The sequence below is a fragment of the Microbulbifer hainanensis genome (assembly GCF_014904735.1).
GTDB lineage: Bacteria > Pseudomonadota > Gammaproteobacteria > Pseudomonadales > Cellvibrionaceae > Microbulbifer > Microbulbifer hainanensis.
Genome location: NZ_JACZCR010000020.1, coordinates 21970 through 42324 on the forward strand (window position 1 = coordinate 21970; position 20355 = coordinate 42324).

Sequence of the window (20355 nt, forward strand, 5' to 3'; positions counted from 1 at the left end):
AGTGTGGCCTAAACGCCGGTATTCTGCCCGCTTTCCCATCAATTCTGCCGCCTTAGGCGCCCGCCCGGAGTCCTATGTCAGTCAGTAATTCTCGGGGGCCAGCGGCGCATTAACCGGGGTGCGGCCCGCGATCAGTCAGCCTCGCCGCCGTTCATGCCCAGCTCCTTGAGCTTACGCGTGAGCGTATTGCGTCCCCAGCCGAGCAGTTCGGCGGCGTCGCGCTTGCGGCCGGCGGTGTGCTTGAGGGCGATTTCGATCAGCGCGCGCTCGAAGGCGGGCACGGCTTCGCTGAGAATTTCCCGGCGCCCGTTGGCCAGCGCCTGGTCGGCCCACAGGCGCAGGGCCTTCTGCCAGTCCTGCGGCGTTTCGCTGCTGGCGCCCTGCTGATGCAATTCCTGAGGCAGGTCTTCGACATGCACTTCGCGACCGGAGGCCATGACGGTGATCCAGCGACAGGTATTTTCCAACTGACGCACGTTGCCGGGCCAGTCGAGGCCCGACAGGTATTCCTCGGTTTCCTTGAGCAGGATTTTCGGCTCCACCCCCAGGTCCTTGGCGGCGCTGTTGAAGAAGTGACGCACCAGGCGCGGAATATCTTCGCGGCGGTCGGCGAGACGCGGGATATGGATGCGGATGACGTTGAGGCGGTGAAACAGGTCTTCGCGGAATTTGTGCTCTTCGACCAGGCGCTCCAGGTCCTGGTGCGTGGCGGCGATGATACGCACGTCCACTTTCACCGGCGTGTGGCCACCGACGCGGTAGAACTCACCGTCGGCGAGAACGCGCAGCAGGCGCGTCTGGGTTTCCGCCGGCATATCGCCGATCTCGTCCAGGAACAGGGTACCGCCGTCGGCCTGCTCGAAGCGGCCGGCGCGCTGGGCGCTGGCACCGGTAAAGGCGCCTTTCTCGTGGCCGAACAGCTCGGATTCCATCAGGTCCTTGGGAATCGCGGCCATGTTCAGGGCAATAAACGGCTTGCTCTTGCGCGGGCTGTGGTTGTGCAATGCCTGCGCGACCAGCTCCTTACCGGTACCGGATTCGCCGTTGATCAGGACAGTGATATTGGAGTGGGACAGGCGACCGATCGCGCGGAACACCTCCTGCATCGCCGGCGCCTCGCCGATGATTTCCTTGCTGCCGTTGCCGCTGTCGATGGTGACAGGTTCTTCGCCCTGCTGCTCGCTGGCGTGGGCCAGGGCGCGGCGGGTGACCGCCACTGCCTCGTCCACATCGAACGGCTTGGGCAGGTATTCAAAGGCGCCACCCTGATAGGCGGCGACGGCGCTGTCGAGATCCGAGTGCGCAGTCATGATGATGATCGGCAGCGCGGGGCGCTCCGACTGGAAGCGCTGCAACAACTTGAAGCCATCGGCGCCCGGCATGCGGATATCGCTGATCACCACATCGGGCGAGTCGCTGTAAAAATCGTCCAGCGCGCGATCGCCGTTTTCAAAACACTTGGTCTCGATACCGGCACGGTTCAACGCCCGCTCCAGCACCCAGCGGATCGAGCGGTCGTCGTCAATAATCCATACGCGATTGTTCATGCTGCAGTTTCCCGTATCCCGTTATTCTTTAACCAGCGGCAGATAAACCTGGAAGACACTCTGCCCGGCGCGGCTGTCGCATTTGATCAGGCCGCGGTGTTGATTGATGATGTTCTGCGAAATCGACAGGCCCAGCCCGGAGCCCTCGGCGCGCCCGGAAATCATCGGATAGAAAATCCGCTCGCGGATGTCCTCGGGAATGCCCGGGCCGTTGTCTTCGATCTCGATGCGGCACACCAGCGAACAGGTGTGCCGGCCGATGGTGAACTGGCGCTGGATACGTGTGCGCAGGACGATCTCGCCAGCCTTGAAGCCGATACTCTCGTCGATGGCCTGCATGGCGTTGCGCGCAATATTCAGCAGCGCCTGGATCAGCTGTTCACTGTCGGCAGGGAATTCCGGTATCGACGGGTCGTAGTCGCGACGGATTTTCAGTTCGCCCTCGCACTCGGCGTCGATCAGTTGCGCCACCCGCTCCAGAATTTCGTGCACGTTGGTGGGCTGCATCTTGGCCGGCTTGTGCGGGCCCAGCAGGCGATCCACCAGATTGCGCAGGCGATCGGCCTCGGCAATGATGATCTGCGTGTATTCCGCCAGTTCCTCGTCCGGCAGCTCCCGCTGCAGCAACTGCGCCGCGCCGCGGATACCGCCGAGGGGATTCTTCACTTCGTGCGCCATGCCGCGCACCAGGTTGCGCGTGGTTTCCTGCGCGCTGATCAGCGCGTCCTCGCGCGCGATGCGCAACAGCCGATCCATCGACTGCACTTCCAGCAGCAGCAAACCCAGCTCCGGCACCGGGCTCACCGAGTAATCCACCGTGCGCGTTTCCATGTTGTGCAGGCGCCAGCTGGCGCGGCGCACCGTGTACTTCTGGCCGCTGGCCAGGGCATTGCGCATCGCCTTTTCGGCAGCGGCAGATTCCCGCACCACGTCGGCGAGCGGCTGGCCGCTGACCCGCGCACTCGACGCGGCGAGCAGATCCTCGGCGGCGGAGTTCAGGTAGCAGAGCAGCAAGCTGTCATCCAGTACCAGAACCGCGGAGGTCAGGCTATCCAGCAACTGGCGCAACTGGCGATCGTTGAGCATCTGTTTCGTTCCGGTGTCATTCGGCAGCCTGCGCGATCCGCGGCGGTGGTTTCCCCACCTGCGGCGCCACGGCGCGGCCTTCTGCCGTCGAACTGTTAAGGCCTGTAAAGGCGTCTGTTAAGCACAGTGCAAGAAGCAAACCAAAATGGCGCACAAAAGTGCCGGGGGCACATTTACTCGGGTTTGGCTGACCCCGAACGGGGCGGAGCCCGCGCGGCGCACCGCCAGATCGACGGCGGGAAGCCGCCGGGGCCGTTCAGACCGAACCCTGCCGGGGCAGGCTGCGGCACCTCGCGACGGTCATTGGCACTCCATGAGCCATCGCAAGGCAGACCTGATTCGCACTAGCCATTGATGCACCATTGTGGTGCGTTGATCAGAAAAAGACCAGCATGAATTCGGGAGGAGGGTGGTTGCGGACCGCGCCCGAAGGCGCGAACCGTAGAGAAATCAGCCGTTGTAGCCAGTGCGCGACTTTTTCGGCGGGTTGATACCCGGCGCCACTGGCGCCTTGGGTGCGGGGGTAGCGCGGGGAGCGGGGTTGTCCGGGATGGTGCCACCGGGGCGCTTCACGTAAACGGTGACCGGCTGCGACTGCGCCAGCACGGTGTTGCCACTCATATCGGTCAGGACCGCCTGCACGCTGTGGCTGCCGCGCTCCAGCGCGGAGATGTCCAGGCTGGTGCCGGCAGAGCCGCCCTGCCAGGGCTGGCCATCGACCACGGCATAGAAGCGGTAGCCGTCCTGCGGCACCGGATCCACCGACACCTGCAGCGCGATAAAACGCTGCCCCGGGGGAATGGTGGCGCCATCCTGCGGGCTGACGATGGCGATACTAAACGGTCCCTGGTACTGGTCCTGCTTCGGGCTTTTCTTCTTCGGCGACAGTTTGCGCACCGGCAGGGGCCGCGGCAGTGCAATCGGCTGCACATTGGTCGGCCCGACGTGGACTTTTTCCACCTTGCCGCCCTTCGGCGGTGTGTCGCTGAATACGATACTGCCGTCCGGGCCCACCGATTTGTAGATGGTGTGTCCGCCGCTGTCGGGCTGCTTTGCCGCGTCGTCGACGTAACCGTCGTCGCCGGCCACGGCAGCCAGCGGTGCCACACACAAAATCACTGCGAACAGTTTTCGGAATTTCATCGCATCTCTTTCGCGGCCCCGGGCCGCTCCTGCTCAGGGAATTGACGATAGCCTACCAATAAAAGGCTAGCCCGGATATTGCGCCGCCGGCGGCGGTGTCGGGCGGCAAGCCGCGGACGCCGGCCGCATCAGTTTAACCCCAATAAAAAAGCCCGCACCTTACGGGGCGGGCTTTTGCTGCCAGTTGCGAACGGTGTCACGAAGGCACCGGCTGCATCTGGGCGGAATCGCCGACGGCGATTAGCAAGAGTAGTAGAGTTCGAACTCTACCGGGTGCGTGGTCATCTGCAGACGCTCAACTTCTTCACGCTTCAGGTCAATGTAGGCATCGATGGCGTCGTCGGAGAACACACCGCCTTCGGTCAGGAAGGCGCGGTCCGCGTCCAGCGCGTCCAGAGCCATTTCCAGGCTGGAGGCAACGGTCGGGTACTCGGCCAGCTCTTCCGCCGGCAGGTCGTACAGGTCCTTGTCCGCCGGATCCCCCGGGTGGATCTTGTTCTTGATACCGTCGAGGCCGGCCATCAGCATGGCGGCGAACGCCAGGTACGGGTTGGCGGTCGGATCCGGGAAGCGCGCTTCGATGCGCTTGCCTTTCGGGCTCGCCACGTACGGGATACGGATGGAGGCGGAACGGTTGCGCGCAGAGTAGGCCAGGATAACCGGTGCTTCGAAGCCCGGTACCAGACGCTTGTAGGAGTTGGTGGAAGCGTTGGTGAAGGCGTTCAGGGCGCGCGCGTGCTTGATGATACCGCCGATGTAGTACAGGGCAGTTTCAGACAGGCCCGCGTAGGCGTCGCCGGCAAACTGGTTCACGCCGTCCTTGCTGAAGGACTGGTGCACGTGCATACCGGAACCGTTGTCACCTACCAGCGGCTTGGGCATGAAGGTGGCGGTCTTGCCGTAGGCGTGCGCCACGTTGTGTACGCAGTACTTCAGGATCTGTACTTCGTCCGCCTTCTTCACCAGGGTGTTGGCGCCAACGCCGATTTCACACTGGCCGGCAGTACCCACTTCGTGGTGATGTACTTCGATAACGAGACCCATCTGCTCCATGGCGGAACACATGGCGGCGCGCACGTCGTGCAGGGAGTCGACCGGCGGAACCGGGAAGTAACCGCCTTTAACGCCCGGGCGGTGACCCATGTTGCCTTCGGCGTAGCTGGCGCCGGAGGACCAGGCCGCTTCCTCGGAGTTGATCTTGTAGAAGGCGCCACCCATTTCCGCGCCCCAGGTAATGTCGTCGAACACGAAGAATTCGGGTTCCGGGCCGAACAGGGCAGTGTCACCCAGGCCGGTGGACTTCAGGTAATCTTCGGCGCGCTGGGCGATGGAACGCGGATCGCGCTCGTAACCCTGGCCGGTGGACGGCTCGACGATGTTACAGCGGATGATCACGGTGCTCTCGTCGGTGAACGGATCCAGAACGGCAGTTTCATCGTCCGGCATCAGGATCATGTCGGATTCGTTGATGCCCTTCCAGCCGGCGATGGAGGAGCCGTCGAACATCTTGCCTTCTTCGAAGAACTCGCCGTCAACTTCCGAAGTCGGAATGGAAACGTGCTGCTCTTTACCTTTGGAATCGGTGAAGCGCAGGTCTATCCACTTGGCTTCACTCTCTTTAATCAAACCGAGCGTTTTCGCTGACATTGCTGTCCTCCAGGTCTTGAAAAGTAATGTGTTCGCTACAGCCCTGTTAAGGTGGCGTGTACTCTTTCTTTCTTAGTGATCCGGCAGCCCGATGCTCTGCGCTGCTGACGACCTCTATTAATCCATGATAAAGCAAGGAGTGTGCCAAATTGGGGCAGTGGCGCAGAATCGCGCTATGCGGGGCGCACGCACCGAAGCGCGGCACCGCCGGGAGCAGAATAGATGTAAAGTGGCCCATCGGCCACCAAGGTGCGCACCAAAATGGCACACATTCGGCCGGTGGCGCACAAAACAAGTGCACGACCAACTCGGCAACTCCTAGTTTATAATGCCGTGCTTTCCATCAATCTGCGGTAGCTCACGGATTCCCATGCACTTTGTCGTCAAGTTCTTCCCCGAAATCACCATCAAGAGCAATCCGGTGCGCAAGCGCATGTCGCGGCAGCTCGCCGACAACCTGCGCAGCCTGCTGAGACAGGTGGACGACCGCATCAAGGTACAGAAGGACTGGGAGAAAATTGACGTGATCGCGCCGGACGCCGTCGCGCACCTGTCGGACCGCATCGAAGAAGTGCTGTCGCACACGCCGGGTATCGCCAATTTCGCCCGCGTGCGCCAGTTCCCCCTCGGCGACATGGATGACATCTACCAGAAAACCCGCGAGTTCTGGGGTGACAAGCTCACCGGCAAGACCTTCTGTGTGCGCGTGAAGCGCACCGGCAAGCACGACTTCCAGTCCCTCGACGTGGAGCAGTACGTCGGCGGCGGCCTGAACCAGCACACCGACGCCAAGGGCGTGAAGCTGAAAAACCCGGATATCACCGTCAAGCTGGAGATCCGCCACGACAAGCTGAACATCATCGAGCAGCTGCACCAGGGCCTCGGCGGCTTCCCGCTGGGCACCCAGGATCCGGTTCTGTCCCTGGTATCCGGCGGCTTCGACTCCACCGTGGCCAGCTACCTGACCATGAAGCGCGGCATCCGTACGCACTTCCTGTTCTTCAACCTGGGCGGGCGCCAGCACGAGCTGGGTGTCAAAGAGGTGTCCTACTACCTGTGGAACCGCTACGGCGCCTCCCACCGGGTGCGCTTCGTCACGGTGCCGTTTGACGAGGTCGTTGCGGAGATCCTGGAAAACGTCGACGACTCCCATATGGGCGTGATCCTGAAGCGCATGATGTTGCGCGCCGCCACCGCCATTGCTAACGAGCTGGAGGTGGACGCGGTGGTGACCGGCGAGGCAATCGCGCAGGTATCCAGCCAGACCCTGAAAAACCTCGCCGTGATCGACAGCGTCACCGACACCCTGGTGCTGCGCCCGCTGATCACCAGCGACAAGACCGACATCATCCGCACCTCGCGCGCGATCGGCACCGAGGAGTTCGCCGCGAACATGCCCGAGTACTGCGGCGTGATCTCGGTCAAGCCCACCACCCGCGCTCGCCGCGAGCGGGTCGAGGAGGAGGAGAGCCACTTCGATTTCGCCGTCCTCGACCGGGCCATCAGCAACCGCGCGCTGCAGAATATCGACCAGGTAATGGAGGATCTACAGGAAGACGCGCCCCCGGTGGAAATCAGCGCGGAACCCGGCGACGCCGTGATCATCGATATCCGCCACCCCACCGAGGAGGAGGTGGATCCGCTGGAACTGGAGGGCGCCGACGTGGAGACAATCCCGTTCTACCGCCTGAGCACGGCATTCGCCAAGCTGGACAAGGACAAGCACTACCTCCTGTACTGCGCCCGCGGCGTCATGAGCAAGCTGCACGCCTCCCATCTGCTCGATGAGGGCTACCGCAACGTGGGCGTCTTCCGCCCGCACAAGCCCCACCAGCCCGACTGACCGGCGGGCCGCATTCGCTGCCTCACGGCGCCGGGACAGCTCCGGACATCACCTCTACCGTCAAAAGGGGTGATTCTGGTCATTTTTTATGCAATTTCCGCTCGCAGTTGTCACGCTTCGCCACTATAATCGCCGCCTTTGGCCGGAGTGCCGCTGCCCGTCAGCCCCCGCCCCCTTAGATTTCCCGCGACTTACACACGACTTCGCGATTTACCCCTAGAGGCATCCAGTGATAGACAACTTGCGCAATATTGCGATCATCGCCCACGTCGACCACGGCAAAACCACCCTGGTGGACAAACTGCTGTCCCAGTCCGGCACCCTGGACCGCCGCGATGAGGGCGCCGAGCGGGTGATGGACTCCAATGACCAGGAGCGTGAGCGCGGCATCACCATTCTGGCCAAGAACACCGCCATTCGCTGGAACGACTACCGCATCAATATCGTCGACACCCCCGGGCACGCCGACTTCGGCGGTGAGGTGGAGCGCGTACTGTCCATGGTGGACTCGGTACTGCTGCTGGTCGACGCGGTGGATGGCCCCATGCCACAGACCCGCTTTGTGACCCAGAAAGCCTTCGAGCAGGGCCTGAATCCGATCGTCGTCATCAACAAGATCGACCGCCCGGGCGCACGCCCGGACTGGGTCATGGACCAGGTATTCGACCTGTTCGACAGCCTCGGCGCCACCGACGAGCAGCTGGACTTCCCGGTGGTCTACGCCTCCGCCCTGAACGGCATCGCCGGCCTCGACTACACCGACATGGCGGCCGACATGACCCCGCTGTTCCAGATGATCGTCGACAAGGTTTCTCCGCCTCAGGTCGACCAGAGCGGCCCCTTCCAGATGCAGATTTCTGCACTGGACTACAACAGCTACGTAGGCGTCATCGGTGTCGGCCGTATCACCCGCGGCACCCTGAAGCCGAACCAGCAGGTGGTGGTCCTCGACCGCGAAGAGAACAAGCGCAAGGCCAAGGTCCTGCAGGTCATGGGTTACCTGGGCCTGGAGCGCGTGGAAGTGGAACAGGCCAGCGCCGGCGACATCGTCTGTATTACCGGCGTGGGTGAACTGAACATTTCCGACACCCTGTGCGACCCGGAAAACCCCGAGGCACTGCCTGCCCTGAGCGTGGACGAACCCACCGTGAGCATGACCTTCCAGGTCAACGATTCACCGTTCGCGGGCAAGGAAGGCAAGTACGTAACCTCGCGCAATATCAAGGATCGCCTGGACCAGGAGCTGATCCACAACGTCGCACTGCGCGTGGAGCAGGGCGATTCTCCGGACAAATTCAAGGTTTCCGGGCGCGGCGAGCTGCATCTGTCCGTATTGATCGAATCCATGCGTCGCGAAGGTTTCGAATTGGGCGTATCCCGCCCGGAAGTGGTCCAGAAAATCGTCGACGGCGAGATTCAGGAGCCCTATGAGCAGGTGGTGATCGACGTCGAAGAGCAGCACCAGGGCCCGATCATGGAAGAGCTGGGTCTGCGCAAGGCCGACCTGACCAACATGGAACCGGATGGCAAGGGCCGCGTGCGCCTGACCTTTATTGTGCCGTCCCGCGGCATGATCGGCTTCCGCTCGCAGTTCCTGACCATCACCAGCGGCTCCGGCATCATGACCAGCATCTTCGACCACTACGGTCCGGTGAAGGTGGGCGACGTTGCCAAGCGCATCAACGGTGTGCTGGTCTCCATGACCAAGGGCAAAACCCTGGCCTACGGCCTGTTCGCCCTGCAGGATCGCGGTCGCCTGTTCCTGGGCCACGGTGAAGAAGTGTATGAAGGCCAGGTGATCGGCATTCACTCCCGCGGCAACGACCTGGTGGTAAACCCCACCAAGGCCAAGCAGCTCACCAACGTACGTGCCTCCGGTACCGACGACGCGCTGACCCTGTCACCGCCGATCCGTCACACCCTGGAGCAGGCGCTGGAGTTCATCGAGGACGACGAGCTGGTGGAAGTGACTCCAGAAAGCATTCGAATCCGCAAGAAGATCCTGCAGGAAAACATGCGCAAGCGCGCGAAGAAGTAATTCTTTGCGGGATGCTCACCCAGCGCCCTTTGGGCGCAAATAAAAAAAGCGCCCCTCGGGGCGCTTTTTTTTATTCGCCAAACAGCGGAATGGTTTAGAACTCGTAGCTCGCTTTCAGGTAATAGAAACCACCGCCAATACCGTAGGGCGAGGTTTCGTAGTACACACCACCCAGCACGTTATCCGGTTCGCCAACGATGGAGCCATCGATCTTTCCGCCCTTTTCATCGAACAGATTAGACGCACCGGCGGTCAGGAATATCGCTTGTGTTGCCTGGAAGGTAGCTTCCATATCGACGGTAAACGCAGAACCCAGCTGCTCGCCGAACCAGTCGGCGTGAACTCCGACATACTCACCATAGTAATTTGCGCGCACGAAGGCACTGACCTTGTCCCAGTTTTGCGCCATGGTGAAGGAAGCGCGATGCTCTGGCAGTCCGCGCTCCAGACGGACCGCTTTACAGATCTCGCCCTGGTTATTCACAAAGGCACCACCACAGGTGGCATCGCCGCCGATTACCTCGGTCTTATTCCAGTTGTAGGCCAGGCTGAAATCGGTGGCGCCGCCCAACAGCTCCGCGCCATAGGTTGCCACCACATCGACACCGGAGGTTTCGGTATCGAAATCATTGGCAAAATAGTTGATTTGTCCGATCAACTCCGGATTGGGCACACCGGCGGCCGCCATGGCCGCGCGCTGGGCGTCGGTGGGTGCGGCGTTATCGGTCAGCGCAATGCGGTCGTCCACTTCGATGTAATAGGCATCGATGGTCAGGTCGACAGCGCCTGCTGAAATGACCAGGCCAGTGGCGAAGTTAACCGACTCCTCCGGCGTCAACTCTGCTTCACCCAGCTTGGGCGCCGGCAGGGTTTGCGCCTGGGTCAATTGACCGCCGACGATGGAGGTCTGGGTATTGACCACAGAAGCCTGCCCCATGGTCGGTGCACGGAAACCGGTACTGTGGGAGCCGCGCCAGGCGATGTTGTCGCTCAATTGCCAGTTAAAGGCCAGTTTGTAGTTCGCGGTATCCCCAAAGGTATCGAAGTTTTCGTAGCGCACTGCACCGCCCAGCAACAGGTCATCGGTGACCTGGTTCTCCAGGTCCACATAGAGCGCGTAGTTGCTGCGCTCTGCGGTGCCTGCGGAATCAATCGAGAAGCCGGCAAATCCGTGTGAGCCGATATTGAAGCCCTGCTCTGCCAGCGGTCCTACCTGCCAGGACATGCCTTCACCAGCGATGATCTGGAACGACTCTTCACGCCACTCGGTACCCATGGCAAGACTCAGGGTATCGAACTGCTTTTGCAGGTCGAAGTTCAGCGTCTTTTCCAGCTGGATGTAAGCACCGGTATTGAAATTGCGCTTGCTGTCCGGGCCAAACGACGGGTTGATGGTGTTGTTGAGACCGAATTCCGCCTCGTTACGACCAACAGAGCCGCTGACATCGTAACCCCATCCTTGCATGAAACCATCGGCAAACTCGCCGCGACGACCCGCGGTAATTGAGGTGTCGGTAATGTCGCCGACAAAGCGGGGGGTATAACCACCGGGGATCATTTTGTTGAAGACGAAGCAGTTATCGTCAGCCATTAACCCGGAAGTCACCATATCGGAACCATCCGCCAGTGGCGTTGTGCGGTAGGCATCGCAACTCGCCGCATTGCCATCCAATGCGCCGACCAGTCGAACCGGTCCGTCTGTGTATACGCCATCACGGCCATTCGGGTTCCGGTAATAGAATCCGCCGTCCACCATGCGGTTGGAATAGTTGCCAAACGCGTAAATTTCGCTGCCATCTTTCAGGTCGATGCCGAAATTGCCAAACAGGGTCAGGTCATCTTCGATCTTGGGCGAACCCCAAATCTGCGCCGGTTCCGGCACAGCGGTATTGCCGGCGTCGATCATTGCCTGCGCGTCCGGGCGCTGCACCGAACGAGAGGTGGCATCAGCATTCTTCATCTGGAAACTTAAATTCAGGAATCCTGAATCGGTCATGGGCATACCATAGTTGCCCGCCATGGTCGTAGTCTGGCCGTCGCCCTCAAAAAACTCGCCGTTTTTGACTTCCAGAGCACCACCCTCGGCATTGTCTTTCAGCACAAAGTTCATCACCCCGGCAATGGCATCTGAACCGTACTGGGCCGCAGCACCGTCGCGCAGCACTTCAACCTGCTTGAGCGCGATGCTGGGAATTACAGAGATATCCGGTCCCTGGGCGCCATCGTTCAGACCGCCACCCTGGAAGGCAATGACAGAGGCGCGATGACGGCGCTTGCCATTCAGCAGAATCAGGGTTGAATCAGATGACAGGCCGCGCATGTTAACCGGGCGGATCATCGAAGCAGCATCGCTAATCGGTTGGTCGTGGACGTTGAAGGATGGAACCGAGCCCTTCAGCAAATCGAGCATATCGCTGCTGCCCGATTTTGCCAGGTCATTCGCATTGAGCACATCTACCGGCACTGGGGATTCTGTCACGGAACGGGGTTTAGTTCTGGAACCCACGGTAACCACTTCTTCAATCACTTCCTTGCCATCGCCGCTAGTCTGCGCAAATGCAGGCATTCCCAGGCTGCCGGCCAGTGCGGCCAGGGAAAGCGAAGTAACTATTTGTTGGACCTTCATAGTATCTCTCCAATTAGCGCTTATTGTTTTGTGGAGCAAAATTTCGACGCATAGATAGAATTGAGCTAAATCATCGCGATGAACGCAATGGATTAAGTAATAATCCCTGCGAACGAACTGATTGGAAAACATTACTATCGCGAAGTCTACCGATAAGCTCGGTGCGGACTTCACGATAAAATCAGTTGAGCCACGAAAACCAGTAAAGTCAGGATAATTAATCAGTTGCACCACGCGCGGACAATCAATGACTCTAATCCCGCTGAACGCTTAGGCAGCTGGCGGCGCGGTCGCCCCAAAAATCGAATCTTCCCGAAAAAATTCCAGTAGTCGCTGCAGGTTGGGATGCGTATCGATGAAACAACGCTTGCGGAACTTACCCCAAGCCACGACAACCGCCACTCGGTAGTCCGCATCGCCAAACTGAGCAGGTGCAGGAAGTGGCGCGGCATCCCGCTCTCTGAGAACCTGCTCTATACGTTGCCGCTGGCGCGGGTGTACAGGTTTGTGTTGATATCGCTTCCGCTGCGCTCCAGCAAGAACAAGTTGATCGTGGTATCCAGGAGGGTATTGGCAAGGCAGTAGTGATCGAGATCTAGTATTTCGGAAATAAATTCTTGGCCGAATTTTTTGCAGCCAACGTCGGAATATTGCTAAAAGATGGATCTACAGAAAATAGAAAAAGGAATATGAGGCCCGTTTTTACTCCGCCATCCACTAACATTTAGGGCAGGGTATCGAATGCGTAATTGTCATGACGTCGATGACGCCGACAGCCATAACCCCTGATCGGAATCGGGGGCCTGATAAATGTTGGTTGTTATTATTTTCTCGCTGTTTTGCTGCGCGTTTCAAAATTTTCGCATTGCGGCCAGAGGGTCATAACGCGCACAACGGCGCCGTTGCCCAGGTGCCAGCGGGAGGCCCTCAGCGGCTAAAGAATCGCTGATCCACTTGCCGCCATTCCGCCAGTGCCGCCGGTGTGTGCAGGCAGACGGTCAACCGGTCGAACTCCCCCGCGCGGCGATGCAGCACTTCCAGCGCCTGATGGGCGGCAATCACATGGGGAAAGCGGTTGGTCCCGGCACCGAGTGCCGGAAACAGCACGCTCGAGATTTTTTTCTCCAGCGCCAGATCCAGCACGCGCTCGTAGCACTGTCGCAACTGCGCCACTGCCTGGGCGCCCCACTGGTCGCCACTGCTCCATTGCGGCGTCACCGTATGCAACAGGTATTTAACCGGCAACCCATAGGCGCGGGTAATCCGCGCATCTCCCACCGCGCATTCCGACTGTTGTTCGCAGGCCGCCACCAGCGCCGCGCCGCCGCGCTCGAAAATCTGCGCCGAGAGTCCGCGGCCGCAAACCAGGTGCTTGTGCGCCGGGCAGACCAGCGCATCGGCCCGCAAAGTCAGGATATTGCCGGAGGTCAGGATCAGATTGCTCACTGGATCAACGTTTTTGTATCTGTACTGATGAAACTATAGTCCGGCACTTTGGCGCCGCAGTGATTCCCCCTATACTGACCGGATACCTCGACCGCGTTCACACTTAAAATGGCCAATCTGGGGACTTTTTACTTTTACCCGCGCGGTTGCGGTGTCAGCAATAGGTAAAGAATAAATGATAGCCGCCCAAAAGATGTGCGGCCCGGGTCCAACGGAGGTAATGGGCTCACAATGACAAGGACCCCCATGAACTCAGGGCTCAACCAAGATTTTCCTCTCCGCGACCCACTGGAAGAAGCGCGCCAGATCGAGTTGCGCCGACGCATCCAGGCCTCCGGCTACATGCTGATTTTCTGCCTCGCCATTACCGGTGCCATGGCGGTAATGGCGTTGACCAGTGGCGACCTTCTGCAGACCATAACACTGTTCGGCGTGGCTGCACTGATTCTCGGCGCCTACATCACCATCAACATGGTCGGACCCAGTCGCGCAACGCCCTTTCTCGTGGGTGTATTGTTGCTGGTTCTGTACTTCTATCTGCTGTTGTCCGGCGGCGTGAACAATACCGGGCTGATGTGGGCGGTAATGCTGGTGCCGGGGTTTATCAATCTCTACGGTTACAAGCGCGGCACCGCGACGCTGCTGGCCGTTGGCGGCCTCACCGCGCTGGTACTTTTCTACCCGGACTTTCCCGGTCTCACTGCGGAATACGACACCGGTTATCGGGCGCGCTTTATTGCGGTCTTTGGTGCTCTGACTGCGCTCACCGCCCTGCTCGACAGCAGCCGCCACCAGACCCAGCAACTGCTGCAAACGCTGACACAGGAACTCGAAAATCGCGCCAGCACCGATGCACTGACCGGCCTCGCCAATCGCCGCGAGGCCTACCGCGCAATCAGCGAGCTGGAGCGGCGCAACCGACATCTCGCCGGGCGCTACACAGTGCTGATCGGCGACCTGGATAATTTCAAAAGCATCAACGACAACCACGGGCATTCCTTCGGCGACCGTGTGCTTCGGGATGTCGCCGAGGTTCTGCGCGACAATACCCGCGCCGATGACATTGTGGCGCGCTGGGGCGGTGAGGAGTTCCTGATTCTGCTGCCCAACACCGACGTGCAGGGCGGCGGTATTCTGGGAGAGAAACTGCGCGACAAAGTCGAGGCACTGAGCCAGCGCTACGACCCGCCGGTAAAGGTTTCCATCAGCTTCGGCGTTGCCGAGGGCGACCCCGCCAGCGCCACTCACGGCCAGTTGCTGGCCGAGGCGGATGCGCGCATGTACCGCGCCAAGGACGGTGGGCGGAACCAGGTCGTCGCGGTTTAAGCAAAAACTGGAGTCAGACCGCCGTCACAGCCCGAGGATTGGAATGAGTATTCCCGGCAGCACCGCGGCCCGGTGTCGCAACCACGCAATCGGTATCGCATAGCTCCCGCTCCGCAAGTCGGCTCAAGCCTCTGCCGTCATTTCACCTAACAACCGGCCGGTGCTTTCGAGCAGGCAGTTCGACAGCCGCTTGCTCTTGACGCTACGCGACAACTGCAAGGCCCCGACCATCGCAGCCAGTATCAACATACTTCGCTCATCGGCATCGTCGCCGTCGAGGCCACCGGCAATCTGTTGCAGCCGTTTTTTCACCAACTGATCTGTCGTCGCGCTGGGCTCGCCGCGCTGCCCCAGTTCGGCGGCCATGGTGGGAAGTGGGCAGCCCTGCTCTGCGTGATTACGATGGGCTCCGGACAGGTACTGATCGATCAGCGTTTCCAGCGGATGTTCGCCGGCCATGTACTCGTCCACCGCTGTATCGCGCTCTGCCACGGCGTGTTGCAGTGCCGTCTCCACCAGCTCGTCCTTGGATTTGAAGTGGGCGTAGAAGCCCCCGTGGGTCAAGCCCAGCGCCTTCATCAAAGCCTGCAGGCCTGTGGCGCCGATGCCGTCGCGACGAAATCGCCGCGACGCCTCCTCGACGATACGCTCACGGGTCTGGGCCTTGTGCTCTTTGGAATAGCGCATAAGTCTCTCGCTTCAGATGTTACCCATCATCTTAACGTCAAATCCACCGCGGACAAATTGCGCTTACAATGCCACGCGTTCGAGCAGCGTGGCGACGCCCTGGCCACCGGCAATGCACTGGGTCGCCACCGCGTAGCGCTCACCGCTGTCGCGCAATAACGCTGCCGCTTTGCCGGTGATGCGCGCACCGGTGGCGCCAAGCGGGTGCCCCAGCGCGGTTGCGCCGCCGTGCAGGTTGACCCTGTCCATAGCCACCCCCAGCTCCCGCACGCAGGCGATCGACTGGCTCGCAAATGCCTCGTTGATTTCCATCAGGCCAATATCGTCAATATTCAGGCCTGCGCGCTCTAGAAGTTTGCGCGTGGCGTATACCGGGCCCATTCCCATGATTTCCGGCGCACAGCCGGCCACTGCTACAGCCTTGATACGCGCGAGTATCTCGAGGTCGCGACTGCGTGCGAAGGACTCTGTACACACCAACAGTGCGGCAGCGCCATCGGTCAGCGGCGACGCGGTGCCTGCAGTCACGGTGCCGTCGAATGCCGGCTTCAGTTGTGCCAGCGCTTGCGGATCGGTGCCGGGGCGAATGCAACCGTCTTCGAAGACAGGGCCGCTGGGTGTTTCTACTGGGGTGATTTCCGCGGTCAGCAGGCCCTGTTCGCGCGCACTGGCCGCCTTAGCGTGCGATTCAACCGCAAACGCTTCCTGTTCGCCACGGCTGACGGCATAGCGTTTCGCCACCTCTTCGGCGGTGTGGCCCATCGCCATGTACACCTGCGGAAAAGACTCCAGCAGTGTCGGGTTCGGTGAGATATTAAAACCGCCCATCGGCACACGCGTCATCGATTCGACGCCGGCGCAGATAAAGGCCTCACCCGCGCTGGCGGCAATCTGCCCGAAGGCGTAGTGCACTGCGCTCATGGAGGATCCGCAAAAACGATTGATGGTGACGCCACCGAGCTGCTGTGGAAAACCCGCTCGGAAGCTGGCAATGCGCGCCACGTTCATGCCCTGTTCCGCCTCGGGATAGGCACAGCCCATGATCACATCTTCAATCTCTGCGGGATTCAGATCCAGGGATTCCACCAGTCCGCGCAATACCTGCGCAGCCAGATCATCTGGCCGCACATCAATGAGCGCACCCTTGCGCGCAAAGTGGAACGGCGAACGCTTGTAACCTGCGATAACGATAGATTGCATGGCCTTGACCCTCTTGCGGATACACAGGGGAGATGGTGTCGATCAACACCGCCGCACCCGTTAAATTACAACCATAATTCAAAACAACGCATTACATGTCAACCATAATATTATTAAGTGAAGGATGACTCGGTGTGATAGGAGGCCAGGTCGACAACTGACTCCCAGGTTCCAGCAGCCCTGGCGGATGGGCTCGAGGCAGTGCCCTGCTTCTGACCTGACACCGCCGTCCGCAACATTCTGTAGCATTGCCAAGGCAAGACCTGACGGCCAAGTCACTGGACAACAATGGCGCGAATGCGGGGACCAGTTTAAGAGCACACTTGCCCTGGCCGCGTAATCGGCGCGCTATTCAACGCAGCCGATACGAGCCTGTGGTTAAAATGACTGCCAGTCCAACAACAATAATCCGGGGGCAAACTCCATGCACAGCCACTCGCTGGAAACCGCCACCGCTCCCGGCCACCGTTGGACCGACGCTATTGCGGCGCGGCTGTCGCCAATCAGCCTGCAGCTCACTTCCACCAATGTCCTGTACGCAATCCTGTACGGACTGATCCTCGCCGGCGCCTGGCTGCGCATCGATTACGTATTGCAGTTCAATCCCGTCGACCACCTTTGGAGCGATCCGCAGCGCCACTGGGAGCAGGGCATCGACGCGCTGCGCGCGGATCCGATGGCGCTCACCGACCCGGTCCTCTACCAGCTGTATATCGGCGTGCTAGGCAAGCTGACACTGAAAGACCCGTTGCTGGTGGCCTTTTACACCGCGCTGCTGTCGCTGTGCACCCCCTGGGTCTGGTATCGCTTCCTGCGGGAACTGCAGCCGAGCCGACAGCTCGCCACGGCTGGCTGGGCGGCGCTGTCGCTGCTGCCGTCGTGGATCGCCATCTACGGCTATTTCATGCAGGAAACCCTGCTGCTGCCCCTGCTCGGCGCGGCGCTGTGGGCGAGCTGGCGTTGCCGGCGCAAAGAGACATTGCGCAGCTTCCTGTTGATGGCACTGCTGTGGGCACTGGCGGGCCTGACCCGAGGCATTGCCATCCCACTGGCGGCAGTGACCTGCACCTGGCTGTGGCTGGAACAGGGCGACAAGTGGCGCAAGGCCGGCTACGCGCTGTTGTTGCTCGGCCTGATCCTCGGCCCGCTGACTGTGCGCGGCTACCAAGAGCTCGGAATCTTTGCCCCCCATGGCAACGGCAAGCTGGTTTCCATCTACACTCGCTCCGGCCACAAGCAGATCAATATCCACTACCGGCGCGGCGGCGAGCGCTGGAATTACTGGTTCGCCTCACCGTCGACCGGGGAGAAGCCCCTGGAGCCGCTGTCGGAATGGCAGACAGCGCGCCGGGGTGCCGCCGAGGTCAACATCGACCTGGACCAGGGTGGCGAGGACTGGCAGCGGGCAGTGGCCGAGTATCCGCTGACGGTTTCCCGCTACCTGTGGATCGCCAGAGAAAACCTGATCTACCTGTTCTTCGGCGCCTCCTGGCCGGACAAGAACACCGAGCGCAGCCTGGACCGCATCAATATCCAGATGCGCTGGCTGTGGGCGCCTCTGACGCTGCTGCTGTTCGCCGCCAGTGCGCTTTACTGGCGCCGGCTGCGTAACGCGCGCCTGCTGGCGGTCCTGTTACTGACGTGGATATTCGTGCAAGGGTTATTGCCTATCGCCGTCAACGAGGGGCGCTACCGCAAACCCGCCGAGGGCCTGTTATTGGCCCAGGCCGCGCTGCTGTTATCGCTGCGCCGGCACCGGGGACGTGAAGCGGTGCCGCGCGCATTCCCGCCGCATGGCCCGACCGTCGCCGCCCTGACGGCAGCGGGGCTGCTGTGCTGTGCCGGCGGCAGCTATCTGTGGCAGCGCCAGGCACTGGCTAACCAGTTCTCGCACACCGGCACGCTGTATTTGAGTCAGCTGGACGCCGACTACCACCGCCAGGGCTGGGGGCGGCTGGGGCTGGATAAGACCGTCGATCGCGGGCCCCTTAAAATTCACGGGCACCGCTACGCGCACGGACTCGGGGTACACGCACCCAGTGAAACCCGCTACCGCATTCCCGACGGCGCCCGCTACTTCTACAGCCGCTTCGGTCTCGATGACGACGACGGCCGCCGCGGCCTGGTGCAGTTCAAGGTGTTGCTGGATGGGGCCACCGCCTACGACAGCGGCACTTTTGCCTGGGGCGAACCCGGCGAGGTGCTGTTGCCCCTCGACGGTGCTGACTCGCTGACGCTGTTGGTGCAGCCACTCGGCAGCCGCAATTACGATCACGCCGTGTGGGCTGCAGCCCACTTCCTGGCCGCAGTACCTCAGGGCGCAGATATGCAGGTGGAGGAAAGCACCGGTGATTGACCGCCTGTTGCAGTGGCGCTTCGCGCGTTTCGCCCTGGTGGGAGGCGGTGCAACACTGTTGCAGTACGGGCTGCTGATCCTGTTTATCGAGGTACTCTACGCGAATCCGGTCTTCGCCTCGGCGGCCGCCTTCAGCCTGTCCGCCGGCGCCAATTACTGGCTGAACTATCACTTCACGTTTACCAGCCAGCGCCAGCACGCGCAGACGCTGCCCCGTTTCCTGCTCGTCGCGCTGGTCGGGCTCGGACTCAATACCGCCAGTTTCGCTGCACTGCAGACAGTGCTGCACTACCTGGCTGCGCAGATCATCGCCACCACAATCACCCTCGCCAGCAATTTCGTCCTGCACCAGTACTGGATCTACCGGAGAGAATAATGTCCCGCAGCCATTCAGTAATAGAGGTACCCGCGCTCGCCATCGTCGTGCCCTGTTACAACGAGGAGGAGATCCTGCAGGAGACTTGTAGCGAATTGCTGCAACTGATGGACGAGCTCGAGGGCAGCGGGCGCATTCAACCGACATCGAAAATCTACCTGGTGGACGACGGCAGCCGCGACGCCACCTGGCCGCTGATGGAGGCTATCGCCGCGCACGATCGGCGCGTCGTCGCCATCCGCCTGTCGCGCAACCGCGGACACCAGAACGCGCTGCACGCCGGGCTCAGCCAGACGGTGGAAGATGCCGTGGTCAGTATCGACGCGGACCTGCAGGACGGCGCCGACAACATCGCCGCCATGCTGGAGCACTACGCCGCCGGCAGCGAAGTGGTATACGGCGTGCGCACCGAGCGGCAAACGGACACTTTCTTCAAGCGCTTCACCGCGGAGGGTTACTACAAGGTCATGCACAAGCTCGGCGTGGACCTGGTTTTCAACCACGCCGACTTCCGCCTGCTGTCGCGCCGCGCACTGGATGCACTGCTGGAATATCCCGAGGCCAACCTGTTCCTGCGCGGCATGGTGCGCGAGCTGGGTTTTACCGCCTCGCAGGTGGAATACGAACGCCGCGTGCGCGCCGCCGGTGACAGCAAATACCCGCTGCGGCGCATGCTGTCCCTGGCGTGGAGTGGCATCACCGCATTTTCCACCGCGCCCCTGCGCGCGATCACCGTGCTCGGCGTCGTCTCCAGCGCACTGTCGGTCGCGGTCATCGCCTGGGTACTGGTTACGCGCCTGTTTACCGACAACGCGGTACCGGGCTGGGCATCCATACTTCTGCCGCTGCTGTTTATCGGCAGCGTACAACTGTTATGCGTGGGGGTCATCGGCGAGTACATCGCCAAGCTTTACGAAGAGGTGAAGCGCCGGCCGAAATACCATATCGACCAGATTTGCAGAACGCAGGCACCGGTCGCGAAATACCAGCATAGGGAACTGGAATCGAATTGAAACACACTCCGGATTTCGACT

Annotated in this window: 15 protein-coding genes; 7 read left to right on the plus strand and 8 right to left on the minus strand. The window is 60.9% G+C overall.

Annotated features, from left to right (window positions below):
- Positions 1-131: 131 nt before the first annotated feature.
- From glnG to glnA, 4 genes are all read right to left on the minus strand, one after another.
- Positions 132-1547, minus strand: coding sequence for a nitrogen regulation protein NR(I) (glnG, locus tag IG168_RS06325; protein ID WP_193163008.1), 1416 nt, complete (start codon positions 1545-1547; stop codon positions 132-134).
- A 21-nt stretch (positions 1548-1568) separates the two neighbouring features.
- Positions 1569-2633: a nitrogen regulation protein NR(II) gene (glnL, locus tag IG168_RS06330; RefSeq protein WP_193163010.1), complete on the minus strand. Its 1065-nt coding sequence runs from the start codon at positions 2631-2633 to the stop codon at positions 1569-1571.
- 450 nt (positions 2634-3083) lie between these two features.
- Complete coding sequence (locus tag IG168_RS06335; RefSeq protein WP_193163012.1) at positions 3084-3776, minus strand: DUF4124 domain-containing protein; 693 nt, start codon at positions 3774-3776, stop codon at positions 3084-3086.
- A gap of 240 nt (positions 3777-4016) precedes the next feature.
- Entirely contained in the window at positions 4017-5423 is a 1407-nt protein-coding gene (glnA, locus tag IG168_RS06340; RefSeq protein WP_193163013.1) for a glutamate--ammonia ligase, read from the minus strand.
- 370 nt (positions 5424-5793) lie between these two features.
- Between glnA and thiI the strand changes: the two genes are divergently transcribed.
- Together thiI and typA are read left to right on the plus strand one after the other, a co-directional pair.
- Positions 5794-7266, plus strand: a complete 1473-nt coding sequence (gene thiI, locus IG168_RS06345) for a tRNA uracil 4-sulfurtransferase ThiI (protein ID WP_193163015.1) — start codon at positions 5794-5796, stop codon at positions 7264-7266.
- 229 nt (positions 7267-7495) lie between these two features.
- Entirely contained in the window at positions 7496-9304 is a 1809-nt protein-coding gene (gene typA, locus IG168_RS06350) for a translational GTPase TypA (RefSeq protein WP_193163017.1), read from the plus strand.
- 94 nt (positions 9305-9398) lie between these two features.
- Here typA and IG168_RS06355 read toward each other — a convergent pair whose 3' ends face one another.
- On the minus strand, positions 9399-11930 hold the full coding sequence (locus IG168_RS06355; protein WP_193163019.1) for a TonB-dependent receptor plug domain-containing protein: 2532 nt from the start codon (positions 11928-11930) through the stop codon (positions 9399-9401).
- A gap of 345 nt (positions 11931-12275) precedes the next feature.
- On the opposite strand from IG168_RS06355, the gene IG168_RS06360 reads away from it, so the two are divergent.
- Positions 12276-12515 carry a hypothetical protein gene (locus IG168_RS06360; RefSeq protein WP_193163021.1) on the plus strand — a complete coding sequence of 80 codons (240 nt, stop codon included), beginning with the start codon at positions 12276-12278 and terminating at the stop codon, positions 12513-12515.
- 342 nt (positions 12516-12857) lie between these two features.
- Here IG168_RS06360 and IG168_RS06365 read toward each other — a convergent pair whose 3' ends face one another.
- Entirely contained in the window at positions 12858-13376 is a 519-nt protein-coding gene (locus tag IG168_RS06365) for a macro domain-containing protein (protein ID WP_193163023.1), read from the minus strand.
- 231 nt (positions 13377-13607) lie between these two features.
- Here IG168_RS06365 and IG168_RS06370 point away from each other — a divergent pair, with 231 nt between their 5' ends.
- Positions 13608-14702, plus strand: a complete 1095-nt coding sequence (locus tag IG168_RS06370; RefSeq protein WP_226876595.1) for a GGDEF domain-containing protein — start codon at positions 13608-13610, stop codon at positions 14700-14702.
- A gap of 123 nt (positions 14703-14825) precedes the next feature.
- Here IG168_RS06370 and IG168_RS06375 read toward each other — a convergent pair whose 3' ends face one another.
- Both IG168_RS06375 and IG168_RS06380 read right to left on the minus strand, forming a co-directional pair.
- On the minus strand, positions 14826-15389 hold the full coding sequence (locus IG168_RS06375; RefSeq protein WP_193163025.1) for a TetR/AcrR family transcriptional regulator: 564 nt from the start codon (positions 15387-15389) through the stop codon (positions 14826-14828).
- A gap of 63 nt (positions 15390-15452) precedes the next feature.
- Positions 15453-16589, minus strand: coding sequence for a thiolase family protein (locus IG168_RS06380; RefSeq protein ID WP_193163027.1), 1137 nt, complete (start codon positions 16587-16589; stop codon positions 15453-15455).
- Between the two features lie 424 nt (positions 16590-17013).
- Between IG168_RS06380 and IG168_RS06385 the strand changes: the two genes are divergently transcribed.
- Genes IG168_RS06385 through IG168_RS06395 form a run of 3 tightly spaced genes read left to right on the plus strand, consistent with a single transcriptional unit; the run spans position 17014 to position 20334 of the window.
- Positions 17014-18945, plus strand: coding sequence for an NPCBM/NEW2 domain-containing protein (locus IG168_RS06385; RefSeq protein ID WP_193163029.1), 1932 nt, complete (start codon positions 17014-17016; stop codon positions 18943-18945).
- Complete coding sequence (locus IG168_RS06390; protein WP_193163031.1) at positions 18938-19321, plus strand: GtrA family protein; 384 nt, start codon at positions 18938-18940, stop codon at positions 19319-19321. The genes IG168_RS06385 and IG168_RS06390 overlap by 8 nt, the downstream gene beginning before the upstream one ends.
- Complete coding sequence (locus IG168_RS06395) at positions 19321-20334, plus strand: glycosyltransferase family 2 protein (RefSeq protein ID WP_193163033.1); 1014 nt, start codon at positions 19321-19323, stop codon at positions 20332-20334. The genes IG168_RS06390 and IG168_RS06395 overlap by 1 nt, the downstream gene beginning before the upstream one ends.
- Positions 20335-20355: the final 21 nt, after the last annotated feature.

Coding starts and splice junctions, on each gene's coding strand:
- glnG (WP_193163008.1), bottom strand. CDS start 1,547: ATGAACAATCGCGTATGGATTATTGACGACGACCGCTCGATCCGCTGG.
- glnL (WP_193163010.1), bottom strand. CDS start 2,633: ATGCTCAACGATCGCCAGTTGCGCCAGTTGCTGGATAGCCTGACCTCC.
- IG168_RS06335 (WP_193163012.1), bottom strand. CDS start 3,776: ATGAAATTCCGAAAACTGTTCGCAGTGATTTTGTGTGTGGCACCGCTG.
- glnA (WP_193163013.1), bottom strand. CDS start 5,423: ATGTCAGCGAAAACGCTCGGTTTGATTAAAGAGAGTGAAGCCAAGTGG.
- thiI (WP_193163015.1), top strand. CDS start 5,794: ATGCACTTTGTCGTCAAGTTCTTCCCCGAAATCACCATCAAGAGCAAT.
- IG168_RS06355 (WP_193163019.1), bottom strand. CDS start 11,930: ATGAAGGTCCAACAAATAGTTACTTCGCTTTCCCTGGCCGCACTGGCC.
- IG168_RS06360 (WP_193163021.1), top strand. CDS start 12,276: ATGCGTATCGATGAAACAACGCTTGCGGAACTTACCCCAAGCCACGAC.
- IG168_RS06370 (WP_226876595.1), top strand. CDS start 13,608: ATGACAAGGACCCCCATGAACTCAGGGCTCAACCAAGATTTTCCTCTC.
- IG168_RS06375 (WP_193163025.1), bottom strand. CDS start 15,389: ATGCGCTATTCCAAAGAGCACAAGGCCCAGACCCGTGAGCGTATCGTC.
- IG168_RS06380 (WP_193163027.1), bottom strand. CDS start 16,589: ATGCAATCTATCGTTATCGCAGGTTACAAGCGTTCGCCGTTCCACTTT.
- IG168_RS06385 (WP_193163029.1), top strand. CDS start 17,014: ATGCACAGCCACTCGCTGGAAACCGCCACCGCTCCCGGCCACCGTTGG.
- IG168_RS06395 (WP_193163033.1), top strand. CDS start 19,321: ATGTCCCGCAGCCATTCAGTAATAGAGGTACCCGCGCTCGCCATCGTC.